The organism is Acidovorax sp. sic0104 (assembly GCF_019219095.1).
GTDB lineage: Bacteria > Pseudomonadota > Gammaproteobacteria > Burkholderiales > Burkholderiaceae_C > Acidovorax.
In genome coordinates this window covers 232,154-249,937 of record NZ_JAHUWH010000004.1, presented here as the reverse complement: position 1 = coordinate 249,937, position 17,784 = coordinate 232,154, and the positions used below count along the sequence as shown (strand labels likewise).

16 protein-coding genes are annotated in these 17,784 nt (G+C 65.0%); 1 reads left to right on the top strand and 15 read right to left on the bottom strand.

What is annotated here, in order from left to right; all coding sequences use genetic code 11:
* Positions 1 to 120: 120 nt before the first annotated feature.
* Both KW835_RS09285 and KW835_RS09280 read right to left on the bottom strand, forming a co-directional pair.
* Entirely contained in the window at positions 121 to 702 is a 582-nt protein-coding gene (locus KW835_RS09285) for a TlpA disulfide reductase family protein (RefSeq protein ID WP_218382068.1), read from the bottom strand.
* Positions 699 to 1,298, bottom strand: coding sequence for a hypothetical protein (locus tag KW835_RS09280; protein WP_218382067.1), 600 nt, complete (start codon positions 1,296 to 1,298; stop codon positions 699 to 701). The genes KW835_RS09285 and KW835_RS09280 overlap by 4 nt, the downstream gene beginning before the upstream one ends.
* Positions 1,299 to 1,574: 276 nt before the next feature.
* Here KW835_RS09280 and mpl point away from each other — a divergent pair, with 276 nt between their 5' ends.
* Positions 1,575 to 3,014 (top strand): UDP-N-acetylmuramate:L-alanyl-gamma-D-glutamyl-meso-diaminopimelate ligase, encoded by a 1,440-nt coding sequence (gene mpl / locus KW835_RS09275; RefSeq protein WP_218382066.1) that lies wholly within the window; start codon positions 1,575 to 1,577, stop codon positions 3,012 to 3,014.
* 104 nt (positions 3,015 to 3,118) lie between these two features.
* On the opposite strand, the gene KW835_RS09270 is transcribed toward mpl, so the two are convergent.
* From KW835_RS09270 to KW835_RS09210, 13 genes are all read right to left on the bottom strand, one after another.
* On the bottom strand, positions 3,119 to 3,430 hold the full coding sequence (locus KW835_RS09270) for a hypothetical protein (RefSeq protein ID WP_218382065.1): 312 nt from the start codon (positions 3,428 to 3,430) through the stop codon (positions 3,119 to 3,121).
* A 116-nt stretch (positions 3,431 to 3,546) separates the two neighbouring features.
* Positions 3,547 to 4,668: a 3-deoxy-7-phosphoheptulonate synthase gene (locus KW835_RS09265; protein WP_218382064.1), complete on the bottom strand. Its 1,122-nt coding sequence runs from the start codon at positions 4,666 to 4,668 to the stop codon at positions 3,547 to 3,549.
* Positions 4,669 to 4,953: 285 nt separating this feature from the next.
* Positions 4,954 to 5,493: a hypothetical protein gene (locus KW835_RS09260; protein WP_218382063.1), complete on the bottom strand. Its 540-nt coding sequence runs from the start codon at positions 5,491 to 5,493 to the stop codon at positions 4,954 to 4,956.
* 126 nt (positions 5,494 to 5,619) lie between these two features.
* Positions 5,620 to 6,774 carry a hypothetical protein gene (locus tag KW835_RS09255; RefSeq protein WP_218382062.1) on the bottom strand — a complete coding sequence of 385 codons (1,155 nt, stop codon included), beginning with the start codon at positions 6,772 to 6,774 and terminating at the stop codon, positions 5,620 to 5,622.
* A 3-nt stretch (positions 6,775 to 6,777) separates the two neighbouring features.
* Positions 6,778 to 6,930 carry a DUF5989 family protein gene (locus KW835_RS09250; protein ID WP_218382061.1) on the bottom strand — a complete coding sequence of 51 codons (153 nt, stop codon included), beginning with the start codon at positions 6,928 to 6,930 and terminating at the stop codon, positions 6,778 to 6,780.
* Positions 6,930 to 7,346: an SxtJ family membrane protein gene (locus tag KW835_RS09245; protein ID WP_218382060.1), complete on the bottom strand. Its 417-nt coding sequence runs from the start codon at positions 7,344 to 7,346 to the stop codon at positions 6,930 to 6,932. The genes KW835_RS09250 and KW835_RS09245 overlap by 1 nt, the downstream gene beginning before the upstream one ends.
* Positions 7,347 to 7,352: 6 nt before the next feature.
* Complete coding sequence (locus KW835_RS09240) at positions 7,353 to 9,185, bottom strand: carbamoyltransferase (RefSeq protein ID WP_218382059.1); 1,833 nt, start codon at positions 9,183 to 9,185, stop codon at positions 7,353 to 7,355.
* Between the two features lie 85 nt (positions 9,186 to 9,270).
* Entirely contained in the window at positions 9,271 to 10,152 is an 882-nt protein-coding gene (locus KW835_RS09235; protein ID WP_218382058.1) for a sialate O-acetylesterase, read from the bottom strand.
* 162 nt (positions 10,153 to 10,314) lie between these two features.
* Entirely contained in the window at positions 10,315 to 11,799 is a 1,485-nt protein-coding gene (gene tldD / locus KW835_RS09230; protein ID WP_218382057.1) for a metalloprotease TldD, read from the bottom strand.
* A 90-nt stretch (positions 11,800 to 11,889) separates the two neighbouring features.
* Positions 11,890 to 12,228 carry a YegP family protein gene (locus KW835_RS09225; protein ID WP_218382056.1) on the bottom strand — a complete coding sequence of 113 codons (339 nt, stop codon included), beginning with the start codon at positions 12,226 to 12,228 and terminating at the stop codon, positions 11,890 to 11,892.
* Between the two features lie 160 nt (positions 12,229 to 12,388).
* Entirely contained in the window at positions 12,389 to 13,942 is a 1,554-nt protein-coding gene (locus KW835_RS09220) for a serine hydrolase (RefSeq protein WP_218382055.1), read from the bottom strand.
* 68 nt (positions 13,943 to 14,010) lie between these two features.
* Positions 14,011 to 15,198, bottom strand: a complete 1,188-nt coding sequence (gene rodA / locus KW835_RS09215) for a rod shape-determining protein RodA (RefSeq protein WP_218382054.1) — start codon at positions 15,196 to 15,198, stop codon at positions 14,011 to 14,013.
* A 47-nt stretch (positions 15,199 to 15,245) separates the two neighbouring features.
* A complete protein-coding gene (locus KW835_RS09210) occupies positions 15,246 to 17,687 on the bottom strand; it encodes a serine/threonine protein kinase (protein WP_218382053.1) in 2,442 nt (813 codons plus the stop codon).
* Positions 17,688 to 17,784: the final 97 nt, after the last annotated feature.

The window sequence follows — 17,784 nt, the reverse complement described above, 5'->3', positions numbered from 1 at the left end:
TTTACTCCAATTTCACCCTATCACCGTCTTCCACACTTATTTTTCATGAACTTCCGCTGACAATTCGCACGTCCCCGCACCTTTCGGCATCCAGGAAGGCGGATTTGGACCGCCTGGAAGTCATCGCAAAGAAGCCCAGAGTTGCAGATCCTGCGGCGTCACCTGCCCCATTTTACGGTGCAGCACCCGGCCATTGCCACCCAGCACGACGGTAAAAGGCAGGCCACCGGTGAGGTTGCCAAGCGAACGGCCCAGTTCAGTCCCCCCCATTCCAGCCAGTCCCACGGGAAACTCCAGCGGAATGCGTGCCAGGAACTTGCGCACCGCCGAGGGCTGATCGATCGCCAAACCCAGCACTTGCCAGCCATTGGCGGCCTGTTCGCGGAAGAACGCGTTGAGCATGGGAAGCTCTTCGACGCAGGGCGCACACCACGTGGCCCAGAAGTTCAGGAGCAACGGCTTGCCGGCCATCTCCTTGAGCGCCACCGTCCCGCCCTCGGGCCGCTCGAAATCCAGCGCCCACAAGGCCTGCTCCGCGCCGCTCTCGATGGCATGCGGCTGGAACTTCCACCATGCGAGCCCGGCACCACCCAGTGCCGCAGCGCCCGCCACTCCTGCATACAGCAGACGCCGACGCCCCGACGATGGGAACGGCGCAGACTCTGCCGCCAGGGTGGACTCGGAAGGTACAGGAGCATTCATGGGGCAGCATTTTCCTGCAGAAGGCGCCGCACGGCCGTGATGTCGCCACGCGGCACACGGCCTTTCGCGTCGGGCCGCAAGGCACCCCGCAGGTCGTCCAGGTCGTAAATCATCAAGTGCACGCCGATCATTTCATTGAGTTCCGGCGACTTGCTGCCCAGGCTCAGGGCCTCCACGGACTCGCCGTGGAAACCCGTCACGGTACGCGGTTCGTAGTCCACATGGTGGTCGATGAGCGCTATTTCCGCAGATTTCGAGTCATCGCAAAACAATTGAAGATAAATATCCGACAGGCGTGTGGCGGTGCCATGCCACACTGCGCCGGCAAGATGCGGCCGGAAAGCGGCCATGCGTTCCATCCAAACCAGCGCCAGTTGCCGCAGGGCCCGCAATTCGCGGGGCTGGGTGTCGGCGCAGAAGATGTCGATGTATTCGCGCACCGCCGCCTCGACCTGGTCGTTGTCGGGCAGCGGCGTGCGGGCAGGCAGGCCCATCTGGCGCAGCGCGCGGCGCTTGGCCGGCCCCCATTCCAGGCCCTCTTCCACTACCAGGCGGGCCGTGGTGTGGGCGATCTCTTCGCTCAAAGGTGTGTGCATGGCAGTCAGGGCGGCAGAAAGACACCTTCGCATTGTGGCGCCAACCGCCACGGTGGATAGGGGTTGACCCTTGGATCCGATGGGATCGTCAGTACCGCTGGCACAATTGCTACATTTTTAGTAGCTGTCCACGCAGCATTGATGGGCTTCAGAGCCCGCCGCACCCCCCTCATACCTTGCAGGCCGCGCCCTTTGTGCGAGCGCCTTGCGGCACCGCAGCGGGCTCTGGGCCACGGCGCCCGGCCGCCCGTGGGCTGGCTCTTAGAATCTGCGCCCATGCATATACACATACTGGGCATCTGCGGCACGTTCATGGGCGGCCTGGCGGCGCTGGCGCGCGAGGCGGGGCACAAAGTCACCGGCTGCGATGCGGGCGTGTACCCGCCGATGAGCGACCAGCTCCGGGCCCTGGGCATCGACCTGATCGAGGGCTTCGGCGCAGATCAGGTGGCCCTCAAGCCCGACATGTTCGTGGTGGGCAATGTGGTCAGCCGTGCCCGGTTGCCCGATGGGTCTCCCAAGTTCCCGCTCATGGAAGCCATTCTGGAGGCCGGCCTGCCCTACACCAGCGGTCCGCAGTGGCTGGCCGAGCATGTGCTGCAGGGCCGCCATGTGCTGGCCGTGGCGGGCACGCACGGCAAGACCACCACCACGTCGATGCTCGCGTGGATCCTGGAGAGCGCAGGCCAGCAGCCCGGGTTCCTGATTGGCGGCGTGCCGCTGAACTTCGGCCTGTCGGCCCGCCTGGGCCAGTTCGCCGCCAAGCAACCCGCAGCCCGCCCTCTTTTCGTCATCGAAGCCGATGAATACGACACGGCCTTCTTCGACAAACGCAGCAAGTTCGTGCACTACCGCCCCCGCACCGCCGTACTGAACAACCTGGAGTTCGACCACGCGGACATCTTCGATGACCTGGCAGCCATCGAGCGGCAGTTCCACCACTTGGTGCGCACCGTGCCGCCATCGGGCCGCGTGGTGGTCAACGGACTGGAGGAAAGCCTGGCCCGGGTGCTGCACATGGGCTGCTGGAGTGAGGTGAGCAGTTTCGGCGACGCCGTGGGCGACTTTTCGGCCGACGGCCCGCCGCACGCCTTCGACGTGCTGCACCGGGGCCAGAGAACCGCCCGCGTCGAATGGGGCCTGACGGGCGTGCACAACCAGCTCAACGCGCTGGCAGCCATCGCCGCGGCGCACCATGTGGGCGTCCCCCCGAAGCAGGCCGCCCTCGCGCTGGGGTCGTTCCAGAACGTCAAGCGCCGCATGGAGCTGCGCGGCACAGTGGGTGGCGTCGCCGTATATGACGACTTCGCCCACCACCCGACGGCCATCCGCACCACGCTGGACGGCCTGCGCCGCAGCATCGATGCGGCAAACGACGGCAAGAGCGGTGGTGGCCAGCCCACCCGGATACTGGCCGTGTTCGAGCCCCGCAGCAACACCATGAAGCTGGGTGCCATGAAGGCGCAACTGCCCTGGTCCCTGGAGCCCGCCGATCTGGCGTTCTGCCACACCGCAGGCCTGGACTGGGACGCCGCGCAAGCCCTGGCACCGCTGGGCGTGGGCCCCGGGCGGCGCGCCCAGACGGCCGCAGATATCGATACGCTGGTGACGCTGGTCGCCCAGTCCGCCCTGCCAGGCGATCACATCGTGTGCATGAGCAACGGCGGGTTCGGGGGCGTCCACGCCAAGTTGCTGCAAGCGCTACAAGATAAATAGCTGCAGGCGCTTATTTGACAAGCCTTAGGAGCAATTTCTACCGCATCCGCAACTTGAAGGGAGCGACGCAGCCACCCCCTCGGCGCGCCGTCCCGAGAAGGTGATCAGAACGTGACGGCCATCGCAGGCACATCCACCCGCACCACCGGCTTGGCCAGCGCGGCCGTGGATGCGCGGGCAAAGTCCTTCAGCCAGGCGGGGTCGGCGAGCAGCCTTTCGCCCGCGGCACGCGCCACGGTCAACACCTTGTCGGCCAGCAGCACCTTGCCGCTGGCGCGCAGGGGTTCGCAGTCCAGCGCGGTGAACTGTTCATCCAGCCAACGCCGGCCGGCCTCGTGGCCCATGGGCTCGGCGTCTTTCAGATCGAACCGGAATTCCTGGCTTGCGGCCAGGCGGACGGAGACTTCGCTGTGCATGTTGGATTGCCTTTCTTCTGTTCTGATAACCGGGGTTGGTGGCAGCGCGTGCCAGGTATCGGCACCACGGTATCAGTTTAGGGCCACGCCAGCGCGGCGCGACCCTGCGGCGTTCATCAGCGCGCGCGACGTGCCTTCACAGCCTCGGACAGCTCTGCCAGCGACTGCAGCGAATCGTCCCAGCCCAGGCAGGCGTCGGTGATGCTCAGCCCGTAGGTCAGCGCGGAGGCGTCGTCCTTGCCTGGCGTGAACTTCTGGGCGCCCGCGGTGAGGTGGCTCTCGATCATCAGGCCGAAGACGCTGCGCGAGCCCCCAGCAATCTGGCCGGCCACGTCGCGCGCCACGTCCATCTGCTTTTGGTGCTGCTTGCTGCTGTTGGCATGGCTGCAGTCCACCATCAGCGTGGCGGGCAGCTTGGCGGCTTCCAGGTCCTTGCAGGCGGCGGCCACGCTCTCGGCGTCGTAGTTGGGCGCCTTGCCGCCGCGCAGGATCACGTGGCAGTCCTTGTTGCCATTGGTGTTGACGATGGCGACCTGGCCGTTCTTGTGCACCGACAGGAAATGGTGGCCGCGGCTGGCGGACTGGATGGCGTCGGTGGCGATGCGGATGTTGCCGTCCGTGCCGTTCTTGAAGCCGATGGGGGCAGACAGGCCCGAGGCCAGTTCGCGGTGCACCTGGCTTTCGGTGGTGCGCGCGCCGATGGCGCCCCAGGAAATCAAATCTCCGATGTACTGGGGCGAGATCACGTCCAGGAACTCGCTGCCCGCAGGCATGCCCAGGCGGTTGATGTCGATCAGCAGCTGGCGCGCGATGCGCAGGCCTTCGTCGATGCGATAGGTCTCGTCCAGGTAGGGGTCGTTGATCAGACCCTTCCAGCCGACCGTGGTGCGGGGTTTTTCGAAGTACACGCGCATCACGATCTCCAGCGTGTCCTTGTATTGCTCGCGGGCCACCTTCAGGCGGCGGGCATATTCGAGGGCTGCAGCCGGGTCGTGAATGGAGCAGGGACCGATGATGACCAGCAAGCGGTCGTCGTCGCCGGCCATGATGTTGTGGATGTTCTGGCGGGTCTGGGTGATCAGCGACTCCACCGGCGTGCCGCTGATGGGGAAGAAGCGGATCAGGTGTTCGGGAGGAGGCAACACGGTGATGTCCTTGATACGTTCGTCGTCGGTCTGGCTGGTTTTCTCGACGCTGCGGTACCAGGCATCGCTGGTGGGGGTGTGGGAGACCGTCATGGTGCTGCTTCCTCGTGGAGTCGTTGGTTGGATGAAGAAAGGAACGGAGATGAAAAGCGGAGGCTGAAAAAACAAAAACCGCCGGGCTTTGCAGCGTCGGCGGTTGGTATGGGGAGGTTGTGTCTGCTTGCGCGTTTTCCTCTCATCCGCCGGGGACCGAGATAAAAAACCAAAAATAAAACGCGCTGCGAACTTGCATGGAAAGCAATGTAGCACAGGAGTGCCGCAGTGCAGCAAGCCCAGTGCGTTGCGACTGAGCAACAGTGCACGGCACAGCAACTCCCTTCAGCGCCGCAACCGCCCAAACCAGTTGCGAACGCGCTGCAGAGCGGACAACTTGGACCGCCCCCCGACGTCAGAAAGGTCGCTGGGCGGATCGCTGTGGTGTTCGTACATGTCGATGAGCAGCAAGGCCTCTCCCAGCGTGCGCCAGGCCAGCAGCTCGAACTGATCAAACCCCGCACTCTCCTTGGCGCTGCGGCGCTCCAGCATCTGCTGCCAGTGGGCAATGGCGTTGCGCAGTTCGCGCAGCGCGCGCTGATACGCACCGAACTCGTACAGCGCATGCCATGCCGAGCCCAGGCCGGTGAGGAACAGCTGGTGCTCGCGAGCGCACTGAGACAGGCTAGCCACCCGCTGCATGATGGTGGCCGTGTCGGTACTGGTGCGCCGGGTGCGCACGGCCTCGTCGATCTGGCTGGAAAGCGCGCTCAGGCTATCCCGCAGCTGACGGGACTCTTCATCGGCGACGCCCTCGCGCAGAAAGCGGCTGATGTCTCCAAACGACTGGAGTGTCAACTGCTGGCTCGGAATCGTGGCGGGCATGCGGGTATTTTGCGCTCCCCGCCAGAGGAAACGACCGTCGCACCCTGCATGGGCACACGGTGCGACGGCAAAGCAACAACTCGGGCGCGGTTGCGCGGCCAAACCTTCAGGCTTGGCCGCATTGCGTCATGGTTTGGAAACGGCGGACTGCCCCGTCAGATGATGGGCTATGGCGGAGAACATTGCGTCGGCAATGACGGCATTGCCCTTGTCACCGAAATGAAACTGGTCGAGAAATACTTCATCGGTTGCCTGGTAGCTGTCAAAAATCTTCGACAAGTCGACAAACCTGAAATTGCTCTGGCGCAGCCCGGCCAAACTGGACGACATCAGTGCATAACACTGCACGAAATAGTTCTTCGATGCCGGAACAAAAGCCTGCTCGCGAGAGCTCAGCGCTTTGCGCGTCACGGACAACGTGGGCTGCAGGAAGAAGATCCAGTCAGCATTCACATGCTCCAACGCCTGCGCGCTCAGGCGTGCATTCTTTTCCAGCCGATAGGACACCAGCTCAGCAGCCACGGGCTGCGATGTCGGCCGAGCCTGCGGGAGCGCAGACAACTCTTTTCTGCCCGCTGTTTTCAGGCCCGTATTGACCAGCGTCTGGAAGTACTCGTCCGCCCCTGCGGCAAACCACAGCACATTGCGGCCCGCGTCACCCCAGAAGACGTCGTTGTTGCCAGACAGAGAAACGACCAGATCGGGCTGGAGCTCCGACAGGTAGTTCTCAATGGCAATGCGCTCCTGCGTCGACGCCCAGGACGGGTTGGCGAAGGTGAAGACCTCATAGCGCCGCCCCGTCTTTTGCGACAGCCTGTCCGCGAGCAGGCCATTGAGCAGGCTGCCGATCGTCTTGTCCTGGCTGGGCGCTCCAGACCCAAAGGCCGTGGACCCCCCGGTAAGGAAAATCCGATAGACGCCCGCAGGCTTGGGGACCTGGACCTCTTCACTGTTGCGCATCTGCCATGCATTGATATGCGCATTGTGGTGCTGCCCCGGAGCCGGGGCGGTGCCCACAAAGGGGGTCGGCTGATTGGGGACCGACCAGCTGATATTGCGAGCGTCGATGTCCGGGTTGCTGTAGGCATTCTTGATGCCGTTTCGCTGCTCATCGTTGAGCGGCGTGATCGCCAGCACGCCCGCCAGGGTCTCCCCCTGCTCGACCCAGTGGATTGTCTTCTCGAACCGTCCCGCGACCGTGTAGACCCCGACCCCATATCCCAGCCCGACCAGCATGCAAAGTGCCAGTGTCGGCAGCAGGAGGTACAAGAGTTTCTTCATGGATCAGAACAGCGTGTAGATGAAGGGTGCCAACACCGATCCGTGTCCGAAAACAATGAGGGCGCCCAGCAGCAGCAATACCGCCAGCACGGGGATCAGCGAATACCGCTTGTGTTCCTTGAAGAACAGGACGAGTTCTTTCAGTAATTCCAACATCAGAATTGACGCTCCATGTGATCGGCCTTCCTAGGCACCTTGTTGACTCGGTATGTCGTCAAACGACTGTCCCACTTCTTTTGCAGGGTGTCCTTGCCCAGCAACCGCAGCACCCACCCAAGCGGAGCAAAGACCAGGACAAACACGACACCCAGCACCAATCTTGTGTTGACCCACTCCAGCACCCTGCCCAGGCGCATCCAGAACCTGTACGGCCAGTGCAGCAGCCCGGGCGCAGCCAGAGCAACGGCCAGGAACACGGCAGCAACCACCCAGGGCCAGTAGGCCCACTTCATGGACCACCACCACGGCAGCAGCACGCCGAAGAACAGGGCAAAGAAGCCCGCCATCACGTAGCCGAACTTGCGCAGTTCGGTATCGCTCACCACCGGGAGATTTTCAGTTTTCTTGCTCATGAGGTTTCAATCCAGTGCCAGGGCGCCCTTGCGGAACTCGACCTTGGCATTCGTCTGATCTTCCTTGGCCAGCAGGACATTTCCCACCACGAGATAGTCCATGTCCGTTCCCATGAAGCAGCGATACGCATCCTCTGGCGTACACACGATGGGCTCGCCACGCACGTTGAAGGACGTATTCACCAGAACCGGGCAACCTGTCTGCGCCTCAAACGCCGTCAGCAGCTTGTAGAACTGCGGGTTGCTCTCGGGGTTCACGGTCTGCACCCGCGCAGAATAGTCCACGTGGGTCACGGCCGGGATGCTGGAGCGCACCTGGTGCAGCTGCGCCAGGCCCTCCAGCGACTGGTCTGGATGGAGCTGAATGCTGTCGTGCACTTGCGCCACCAGCAGCATGTAGGGGCTCGGGCGATCAAGATGGAAGTATTTCTCCACCGCCTCTTCCTTGACGGCAGGGGCGAAGGGACGGAAGGACTCCCGGAACTTGATCTTCAGGTTCAACTGGGACTGCATTGCGCTCGAACGGGGGTCCGCAATGATCGAGCGGGCGCCCAGAGCACGCGGGCCAAATTCCATCCGGTTCTGGAACCAGCCCACCACATTTTCGCTCGCCAGCAATCCAGCGACCGTGCTGTACAGGCTCTCGTCGTCCAGGACGGTGTAGCTCGCACCCAGCTCGCTCAACGCCTGGGTGACGGCGGCCTGCGGATACTGCGGGCCGAGCAGCGAGCCCTGCATCTGGTCTCTGCCTGCCTCGCCCTGAACGCGGGGCTGCCCGCGGTACGTGTGATAGGAAGCGTAGGCTGCGCCCAGCGCCCCCCCCGCATCCCCGGCCGCCGGCTGGATCCATATGTCCTTGAAGATGCCTTCCCTCAACAATCGGCCGTTGGCCACGCAGTTGAGTGCCACACCGCCCGCCATGCACAGGTAGTCCGCGCCCGTCTCGCTCTGCAGTTGGCGGGCCAGCTTGATCACCACCTCTTCCGTCACCGCCTGAATGGATGCCGCCAGGTCCATGTCTCGCTGCGTCGGGGTGGCATCGGAATCCCTAGGCGGTGCACCAAACAGGTCCGCGAACTTCTGGTTCGTCATCCGAAGGCCGGTGCAGTAATCAAAATAATCGAGGTTCAACCGGAAAGACCCGTCCGGCTTCATGTCGATCAAGTGATCCCAGATCAGCTGCGTGTAAATGGGCTTGCCATAAGGCGCCAGCCCCATGAGCTTGTATTCACCAGAGTTGACCTTGAAGCCCAGGTAATAAGTGAATGCCGAATAGAGCAATCCCAGGGAATGCGGAAACTCAATCTGCCACAGGGGCTTGAGATCTGCCCCGTCCCCCAGCCAGGCCGAGGTGGTGGCCCATTCGCCGACGCCGTCCAGGCACAAGACGGCCGCCTTGTCGAAGGGGCTCGGGTAGAACGCAGACGCAGCATGGGATTCATGGTGCTCCGCGAACAGGATGGGCGGCAGTTCCGACTCCTTGCACGCCAGCAGGGCAGCAAGCTCGTGCTTGAGGGTCCGCTTGAGATAAAGCTTCTCTTTCAGCCACACGGGGACTGCCGCGACGAAGGAGCGGAAACCGCTCGGCGCATAGCTCAGGTAGGTATCGAGAAGCCGCTCGAATTTCAGAATCGGCTTATCGTAGAAAACGATGGAATCCAGGTCACTCACCCGAACATTGGCCTCCTGAAGGCAATATCTGACCGCATTCTCCGGAAACCGTGCATCGTGCTTTTTTCTGGTGAATCGCTCTTCCTGTGCAGCGGCGACTATCCGACCCGAGCGCAGGATGGCTGCTGCACTGTCGTGATAATACGAAGAAATTCCCAATATATTCATAGAGGATCAACCACACGTTCTACAAGCGAAACTCAAAAAGAGCGCCGAAGCGCTCGCAACCCGGGAAGCACAACCCGACAGAGGGTCACTCTTTTCTTGCATGGCCAGCGCCCGCGAAGAAAGCCCCAAAAGCTCTCTCTCCAAGCCGCGCCTGTGCAATCTCATTGAAATGGACGCCCCCTACCACAAGGTGAGCGGAAAAATCATCCGTATCGACAAGGCTGACTCGCGGCAGCTCGTGGGCCACCTGAGCCTGTGCCAGACGCACATGACTCCTGTGCACCCATGTCGGATTGTCCTGGATCCGCCCTACCACCACGGGAACTTCGACATCGCTGGCGCACTTCATGCGGACGAGCGATTGCCGGAATCTTTTTATGAATCCGCTCAGATTCTTTTTATATTGAAGAGCCGATGCTTCATTGAGCGCATCCGTTTCCCCCTGCATCCAGAAAATACCGGCAACCTGCAGCCTGACCTTCCACCTCTGGGAATTATAGGCATCAGCGATCATTTTCAGAAGCTCGTTATTCAATCGTCCACCTGGGGCCCAATTATCCAGGGCACCCAGGGAACTCAGCGATGTATTCGCCACGGCCAGCTTGACAATATAGGAGTCATGAGGCGGTACATCATTCAAGTATCTCGCCAAATATAATTCCGGGCCAAAAACTTCCTTCGCCGTCACGCCAGGGGGAAATTCGCTGGCATATGGCTTCACGTTCTTGAAACCGAAACCAGGCTGCGCCGTCTGCCAGGATGCGAAGCGGCTCCACGGCAATCCCCGCGAAAGCCGCCCGTCGTCTCTACCCGCCACACCCAGGGGTGCACCATAGATCCCATAGATCTTCACATTCGGAAAGACCGTGTCCTGCCGCGCATAGTCCTCCGGCCCGCCGACGACGTCCTTCACAGACGCCAGGCCCGCGGCATTGGACTGCCCTGCCACCACAAAAAGTTGGCGCACGGGCGCGGTGGGACTTGTTTCCCGCACCAGGCACTGGGAGGCCAGGACCGACCCGCTCAAGGTCCAGCCCAGCGCGCACAGCGCGGCGGGACCCCACCCGGACCCGGAAAGTAGCCGCGTGAACTGCATGCTGTCGTGTGCGCTGCGTGGCTGGAAACGGCCTCAGGCCGTACCGCCCACCGTCAGGCCTTCCAGGCGCAGCGTGGGCTGGCCCACGCCCACCGGAACGCTCTGGCCTTCCTTGCCGCAGGTGCCTACACCGCTATCGAGGCGCATGTCGTTGCCGATCATGGTGACCTTCTTGAGCGACTCCGGGCCGCTGCCGATGATGGTGGCGCCCTTCACGGGATACAGGATCTTGCCGTTCTCGACCCAGTAGGCTTCGCTGGCCGAGAACACGAACTTGCCCGAGGTGATATCCACCTGGCCGCCGCCGAAATTGGTGGCGTACAGCCCTTTCTTGATGCTGGCCACGATCTCCTGCGGGTCCTTGTCGCCACCGAGCATGTAGGTGTTGGTCATGCGCGGCATGGGGATGTGCGCATAGCTCTCTCGGCGGCCGTTGCCGGTGGGCGCCACGCCCATCAGGCGGGCGTTGAGCGAGTCCTGGATGTAGCCCTTGAGGATGCCGTCTTCGATCAGCACGTTGCGCTGGCTGGCATTGCCTTCATCGTCCACGTTCAGCGAGCCACGGCGGTCGGCGATGGTGCCGTCGTCCAGCACGGTCACGCCCTTGGCCGCCACCCGCTGGCCCACGCGGCCGCTGAATGCGCTCGAGCCCTTGCGGTTGAAGTCGCCTTCCAGCCCGTGGCCGATGGCTTCGTGCAGCAGGATGCCGGGCCAGCCAGGGCCGAGCACCACGGTCATCTCGCCAGCCGGTGCGGGGCGGGATTCGAGATTCACCAGCGCCGCGTTGACGGCTTCATCAACGTACTGGTTCATCTGCGCGTCGTCGAAGTACGCCAGGCCAAAACGCCCGCCACCGCCGGCCGAGCCCACCTCGCGCCGGCCGTTCTGCTCGGCGATCACCGTCACCGACAGCCGCACCAGCGGACGCACATCGGCCGCCAGGGTGCCGTCGGCTCGGGCCACCAGCACCACGTCGTACTCGCTGGCCAGGCCCGCCATGACCTGGGACACGCGCGGGTCCTTGGCACGGGCGCGCTGCTCCAGCCGCTCCAGCAGGGCCACCTTGGCCGTGCTGTCCAGCGATGCGATGGGGTCCACGCCAGGGTAGAGGCTGCGGCCCGCCGCTACCTTTTTAGGAGCTACTCGCGCCCTGCCAGAGCGCGATGCAGCCGAAATTGATCGCACAGTGCGTGCGGCATCCAGCAGGGAAGCCTCGGAGATGTCGTCCGAGTACGCAAAAGCGGTCTTCTCCCCGCTGACCGCCCGCACGCCCACGCCCTGGTCGATGCTGAACGAACCGGTCTTGACGATGCCTTCCTCCAGGCTCCAGCCTTCACTGCGCGTGTACTGGAAGTACAGGTCCGCGTCGTCCACCTGGTGGGCGCGGATCTCGGCCAGGGCCCGGGCCAGATGGCTCTCGTCGAGGCCGAAGGGAGTCAGCAGCAGTTCGCGGGCAACATCGATGCGCTGGCTGGTCGCCGCGCGCTGGGGGGCGGCAGTGGAAGTGCGGAGAGTCATCGCGGCATTTTAGGCGCGCCGCCCTGTCCCGCCGGACGGCCGCCGCAGATGCCCCTGCGCGGGTGAGGCAGGGCCGCCTGCAAATCCGTGTCAGGCAGCGGTCTGATCGTCCACGCCCGCCCCAGGCGCATGGGCCTGCACCGACTCGATGCCCGCATCCCGCGCCTTGGCCCCCGTGTACATCTGGCTTTGGCCGATGACCTGGCCGTTGCCGGCCTTGAGGGTGAAATAGGGCGAACCGTCCTTGGCGCTCAGCCGGCCGAACCGGCCGCCCTGCGGCGCATGCTTGCGGACGGACTCGATACCGCTGAGCGCACTGGCACGGGATTCGTACAGTTCGCTGGTCAGGATGACCTGGCCGTTGGTGGCCAGCAGGTTGAACACAAACTTGTCGTTCTTCGACTTCTTCAGCTCGAACTTCGCCGCCATGGGGGATGTCCTCCGTGTGCACAGGCCAAGGAATGCGGGAACCGCCAGCCGGGTTGTACCCGCTTGCCGCGGCACATGCAACGCCGGGGCAGAGACCCCAGTTCGGATCGGGATGTACGCGCGGCGGCCCCGGTGCGGGCCCGCCTGATTGGCACCGGTCCTACCGCGTGCGCGGCAGCCCCTCCATCAGCAGCGCCAGTGCGCGCTGCAGTCCGACGCCCGCCAGGGGCGAGCCCTTGTCGAAGCCCATCCGCACCACGACCAGGTCGTGCGAGGGCACGATGATCACGAACTGCCCGCCCGCGCCAAGCATGTAGTACGCCGAGGTGGGCAGGGCCGGGAAGGTCCCCGTGCCGTTGATCCAGAAGAAGCCGCCATAGATGGGGCGCTTGTCAGCAGCCCAGGCGGGAGCCACGGTGCTCACGAAATTGACGAAGCCCGCGGGCAGGATGCGCTCGCCGTTCCAGACGCCGTCCTGCAGGTACAGGTTTGCCAGGCGCGCCCAGTCGCGCGCGGCCATGAACTCATAGCCTTGGGTGAGAAAGTTGCCGTAGGGGTCGGTCTCCATCACCATGGAGCGGACGCCGATCTTGTCGAACAGGCTGCGCTGCGGAAACGAGAAATAGTCCTCCCCGCGCTTTTCCACGGCCAGGCGCACCAGGTAGCTCGCCAGCACGGGCTCGGTGTTGCGGTAGCGGCCCACCGCGCCGGGTGGCCACTGCTGCGGCCGGGTGGCCGCGTAGTTGAACGAGTTGACGCGGCCGGTATAGAGATAGGTGTGATCCGGGTAGGTGCCGGCAGGGTCGAAGTCAGGGTCGTCCGGCGCCTTGATGCGCAGCCCGCTGGACATGTGCAGGATGTCGGCGATGCGGATCTGCTGGCGCGGGTCGCCCGCGGTCTGCCACTCGGGGATGGGGGCGGGCTGGTCAAGCTTGTACTCGCCCTGCTGCATCAGCACGCCCATGAGCGTGGCCACCACGCTTTTGCCCATGGACCACGATTCGAGCGGGGTGGTACGCGTGATGCCGGGCATGTAGCGTTCACCGATGATGCGGCCCTTGTAGGTGACCACAAAGGCCGTCGTGTAGGCGTCGGGCACCAAAAACGCGGCATCCACCGCCTGCGCGGCCCGGCCGGTGTCGTAGCCGGATGGCAACCCGCCGGGCAGCACGTCGCCCATGGGCCAGGGCTGGGTGGCCGCGTCGGGCAGGTTGCTGCGCACGGCGGCAGGGGTGAAGAACACGCCATCACGCCCCGGCGGCAACGCCACGCAGCCTTGCGACGCATGATGGCGCGCCACCACCGTCGGCCCGCCGGGGATGGTGATGCGCACTTCCTTGCGCTCGCGGTCCACCACCGGCTTGCCCACGCGCTTGCGCTGCTCGTAGGGGCCCGTGAAGTACCCCACGCTCTCGGCCGCCACGTCCGGGTCCAGCCCGGTGATGAACACCGCCGAGCACATGGTCTTGGCGTAGCCGGCGGTATGGTGCTCCAGCACATCGCCCGGGGGAGGCACATAGGGTGTGTTGAGTTCCAGCGCCCGGGCGCGGGCGATGAGCGCCTCGCGCGCGGGCAGCTGCGCGCCGCCGGGGTTGTTGCCTGCGCCGGCGTCGCTGCTGCCCCCGCCCCCTCCACCGCACGACGCCAGCGCGCCCGCCGAGAGCACGAGGGCCCAGGTTGCCATCTGCAAGGAAACAGGGTGCAAACGCTTCATGGTGGGTCAGTCCTTATGTTGCCCGGCCTGCGGCCGCTGTTGCGGCTCCGAAAGGATTTGAACAGGATCTACGCGGAGGCCCCCAGCAGCGCGGGCCGCGCGTCCTTCGGGTCCTGGCGCTGGGCGCGCGCGACCGACATCAGGATGCCCAGGGCCATCCCCAGGGTCACCATGGCGGTGCCGCCGTAGCTGATGAACGGCAGCGGCACGCCCACCACAGGCAGGATGCCGCTGACCATGCCCATGTTCACGAACGCATAGGTGAAGAAGATCATCGAGACCGCGCCCGCCATCAGGCGCCCGAACAGGCTGGTGGCGCCCACGGCGATGGCCAGGCCGCGCCAGACCAGCAGCAGGAAGCACACATTCAGGAACAGGTTGCCCGCCAGGCCGAATTCCTCGGAAAACGCGGCGAAGATGAAGTCAGTGGTGCGCTCGGGGATGAACTCCAGGTGCGTCTGCGTGCCGGCCATGAAGCCCTTGCCCCAGACCCCGCCCGAGCCGATGGCGATCATGCCCTGGATGATGTGAAAACCCTTGCCCAGCGGGTCGCGCGTGGGGTCCAGCAGCGTGCACACGCGCTGCTGCTGGTAGTCGTGCAGCACCACCCAGCGCACGCCGTCGGCACACAGCTGGTCGCCCAGCATCACCAGCGTGAAGATGCCCACCCCGGCGATGAGCACCGGCGGCAGCACCAGCTTCCAGGACAGCCCGGCGAAGAAGATCACCGACAGCCCGGCCGCCAGCACCAGCAGCGACGTGCCCAGGTCGGGCTGCTTCATGATGAGCCCCACCGGAATGACCAGTAGCAGCCCCGCTGCCGCAAAGTCGAGCGGGCGCAGCGTGCCCTCGCGCTTCTGGAACCACCACGCCAGCATGAGCGGCATGGCGATCTTGAGGATTTCGCTCGGCTGGATGACGATGCCCACGTTCACCCACCGCTGTGCGCCCTTCTTGGTGATGCCGAAAAGCGCCACTGCCACCAGCAGCGCCACGCCGGCCGCATACAGCGGCACGGCAAAGGCCATGATCTTCTGGGGCGGCACCTGGGCCACCATGAACAGGATGGCACCGGCGATCAGCATGTTGCGGCCATGGTCGATGAAACGCGTGCCGTGGTCGAAGCCCGAGGAATACATCGCCACCAGGCCGGCGCCGGCCAGCAGCATCACGACCAGCAGCAAGGGCAGGTCGAACCCGCGGAACAGGGGCATGAAACGCTGGGCGAGCGTGGGTTTGTCGAAAACGGCAGCCATGCCCCGATTATCGGGGCCTCCAAAGCCTGTCACCGGTTCCCGGCGCCTCAACCCGCCTGCCGAAAGGCCATCACGGCCTGGTTGCGCAGGGTGCGCAGCAGGCCCAGGGCCTTGTCGTCCACCACGATCCCCCCGGGCGTGGACTGGTCGGCATAGATGAGCGCAAAGGTCTGGCCCTTGATCTGCAGGGGCAGCAGCAGGAACGAGGGGGCGTCCAGCCCGCTGCGGTACCACGCCGGCAGCCGGGCCTGCATGCGCGGCTCGGTGGCGTCGTTGATGAGGGTGTCGGCGCCCCGCAGGCACACGGCCGCGAACAGGTCGCCCGGCGCCTTGAGAGGGACTTTGAGGGCGCGCACCGCAGCCTCGCTGCCCTCGCCCAGCCCGAAGCGGCCGGTGAGCATATCGGTGCGCGCCTCGCGCAGGCAAAACACCATGCGGCGAAACCCCAGCGCCCGGAACATGGTCTCCAGGATCATGCGCAACACGTCGTTGAGCTCGAAGCTGTCCACCATGGCATTGGTGATGTCCTGAATACCAGCAGCCAGCAGCTCATTGATCTGCGTGACGGACACCGCGCTGCTGGCCTGCGACTCCAGCAGCGCGGGCAGAGGCTGGGTTTCGCTTTCCCGCAGCTCGTGCGGCGTCAAGCCGTCGTCCTGCACTGATGCGGCGTCGGCCACCAGCGGCAGCTTGAGCAGCCGCGCGGCCGGCGCGCCAGGGTCCACGCGCAGGTCCAGCGCCTCGGCCAAGGCCACCAGCTTGTGGCGCGCGCGCACCGTGCCATCGGCAATCTCCTGCGCCGACAGAGCCAGGGTGCGCGAATAGCGCGTGCCGACCTGGGCCAGGCGAGCTTCCGCCTGGGCTGGCTCGCTCAGCAGCAGCGTGGTCGCGACCTCGTTGGCCGCCATGGCCACCCAGCGCAGCCGCTCCACGCCCTGCTCGGGCGCGCGCTGCATGGGCGAGCCGAGCGGCTTGCGCATGCAGCGCTGCAGGCTGTCGGGCAGCGCCCAGACGCGGGCCACGCCCACGCCCAGGTCTTCGAAGCCCAGGCCCAGCACCTGCAGCGCAGCCGACTCCTCGCCACCCTCCAGGCGGCCGGCGGCGACCAGGCCGCGTATCTGCCGCGCCTCTTCCGGAAAGTAGAACTCGCACAGCATGCGACCCAGGTTCTGGAACATCGCGCCGATGAAGGCCTCTTCGGCCGCCTGGCCGGGCTCGCACAGTTCGGCAGCGACTGAGCCGGCCATCATCGCGCGCAGGAACTCTTCGCGCATCTGGCTGGCATGGGCCTTGTCCTGCATGTGGTCCAGCAGCACCAGACTGAGCGCCATGTTGCGCACCGCATTGAAGCCCACCAGGCTCACCGCCCGCGACACGGTGCTGATGGTGCCGCGGCCGGCGTGCGCGTAATGCACGCTGTTGACCAGGCGCAGCAGCTTGTTGGTCAGCGCCACGTCCTTCAGTATCTCGTGCGTGAGGTCGCTGATGCTGTCGTCCTCGGAATTTGCCACGCGCTGGATGCGGGCCACCGAATCGGACAGCGCCGGGAAGTCGCTCTTGTGGCGCATGCGCCGCAGCAAGAAGTCGAGCGTGGCGTTGCTCGCCGCGCTGGACGCGCTGGCCGGCGCCGCCCAGGCGCGCAGCGCATCCCTGAAATCCGCGGCCGAGCCGTAGCGCTCGCCGGGATCGCGCGCCATGGCGCGCTGCAGGATGGCGCGCAGGCCGTCGTCCACACCGGGGCCCAGGTCCCGCGGCAGTTGCAGGGTTTCGTTGGCGATACGGTAGAGGGCCTGCCAGGTGTCCTTCTGGTGGATCAGCGGCTGGCCCGTGAGCATCTCCACCAGCACCAGCGCCGCGGAATACACGTCCATCGCGGGCGATGGCGCGGCGCCCGCCGCGGCCTCGGGCGCCAGGTAGGCAGGCGTTCCGCTGGCCAGTTGCGCATCGGGCTCGGCCTGCACGGGCGCCGCCATCCCGAAGTCCATCACCCGCGCATGGCGCTGGGTGTCGACCATGATGTTGGAGGGCTTGAGGTCCCGGTGCACGATGCCGGCCTGGTGCGCGGCCTGCAGGCCGTCGAGCACGTCCACCATGAGCGCCACCGCATCGTGCGGCGTGCATCGGCCCTGCTGGGCAATGTGCTCGGCCAGGGTCCTGCCCGGTACGTATTCGAACACGATGAAAGGCTGGCGCCCCTGCACGTCCGCCTCGAACACCGGCACGATGAAGGGGTGCGCCAGGCGCCCCACATGCCGCGCCTCGCGCAGCCATTGCTCCAGCACGGACGGGTCCTGCTCCTGCACGGGGCGCATGAGCTTGACGGCCACTTCGCGCTGCAGGCGCGGGTCCAGCGCCAGCCAGACGGTCGCCTGGGCGCCACGGCCGAGCATCTTCTTGAGCTCGAAGCGGCCCACGGACGCTGGCTGCTTGTCGTTGTTGGATCCCAGGGCCCAGCGTCTGCCGGTGGAAAGCGGGGCAAAATCGGTCATGGTGGGGATCAATCCGGGCCCTTGGACGCGGCGCCCATGGCACGAATCTTATGCCTGCCCATCCGCCATCGCAGCAGTGATTCCCCTGCCCTGTCGT

Bases quoted from the DNA above. Each gene is read 5' to 3' on its own strand.
- KW835_RS09255 (WP_218382062.1), bottom strand. From the start codon at position 6,774: ATGAAGAAACTCTTGTACCTCCTGCTGCCGACACTGGCACTTTGCATG.
- rodA (WP_218382054.1), bottom strand. From the start codon at position 15,198: ATGGCTGCCGTTTTCGACAAACCCACGCTCGCCCAGCGTTTCATGCCC.
- mpl (WP_218382066.1), top strand. From the start codon at position 1,575: ATGCATATACACATACTGGGCATCTGCGGCACGTTCATGGGCGGCCTG.
- KW835_RS09220 (WP_218382055.1), bottom strand. From the start codon at position 13,942: ATGAAGCGTTTGCACCCTGTTTCCTTGCAGATGGCAACCTGGGCCCTC.
- KW835_RS09260 (WP_218382063.1), bottom strand. From the start codon at position 5,493: ATGCCCGCCACGATTCCGAGCCAGCAGTTGACACTCCAGTCGTTTGGA.
- KW835_RS09240 (WP_218382059.1), bottom strand. From the start codon at position 9,185: ATGAATATATTGGGAATTTCTTCGTATTATCACGACAGTGCAGCAGCC.
- KW835_RS09210 (WP_218382053.1), bottom strand. From the start codon at position 17,687: ATGACCGATTTTGCCCCGCTTTCCACCGGCAGACGCTGGGCCCTGGGA.
- KW835_RS09225 (WP_218382056.1), bottom strand. From the start codon at position 12,228: ATGGCGGCGAAGTTCGAGCTGAAGAAGTCGAAGAACGACAAGTTTGTG.
- KW835_RS09250 (WP_218382061.1), bottom strand. From the start codon at position 6,930: ATGTTGGAATTACTGAAAGAACTCGTCCTGTTCTTCAAGGAACACAAG.
- KW835_RS09280 (WP_218382067.1), bottom strand. From the start codon at position 1,298: ATGCACACACCTTTGAGCGAAGAGATCGCCCACACCACGGCCCGCCTG.
- KW835_RS09285 (WP_218382068.1), bottom strand. From the start codon at position 702: ATGAATGCTCCTGTACCTTCCGAGTCCACCCTGGCGGCAGAGTCTGCG.
- tldD (WP_218382057.1), bottom strand. From the start codon at position 11,799: ATGACTCTCCGCACTTCCACTGCCGCCCCCCAGCGCGCGGCGACCAGC.
- KW835_RS09270 (WP_218382065.1), bottom strand. From the start codon at position 3,430: ATGCACAGCGAAGTCTCCGTCCGCCTGGCCGCAAGCCAGGAATTCCGG.
- KW835_RS09245 (WP_218382060.1), bottom strand. From the start codon at position 7,346: ATGAGCAAGAAAACTGAAAATCTCCCGGTGGTGAGCGATACCGAACTG.
- KW835_RS09265 (WP_218382064.1), bottom strand. From the start codon at position 4,668: ATGACGGTCTCCCACACCCCCACCAGCGATGCCTGGTACCGCAGCGTC.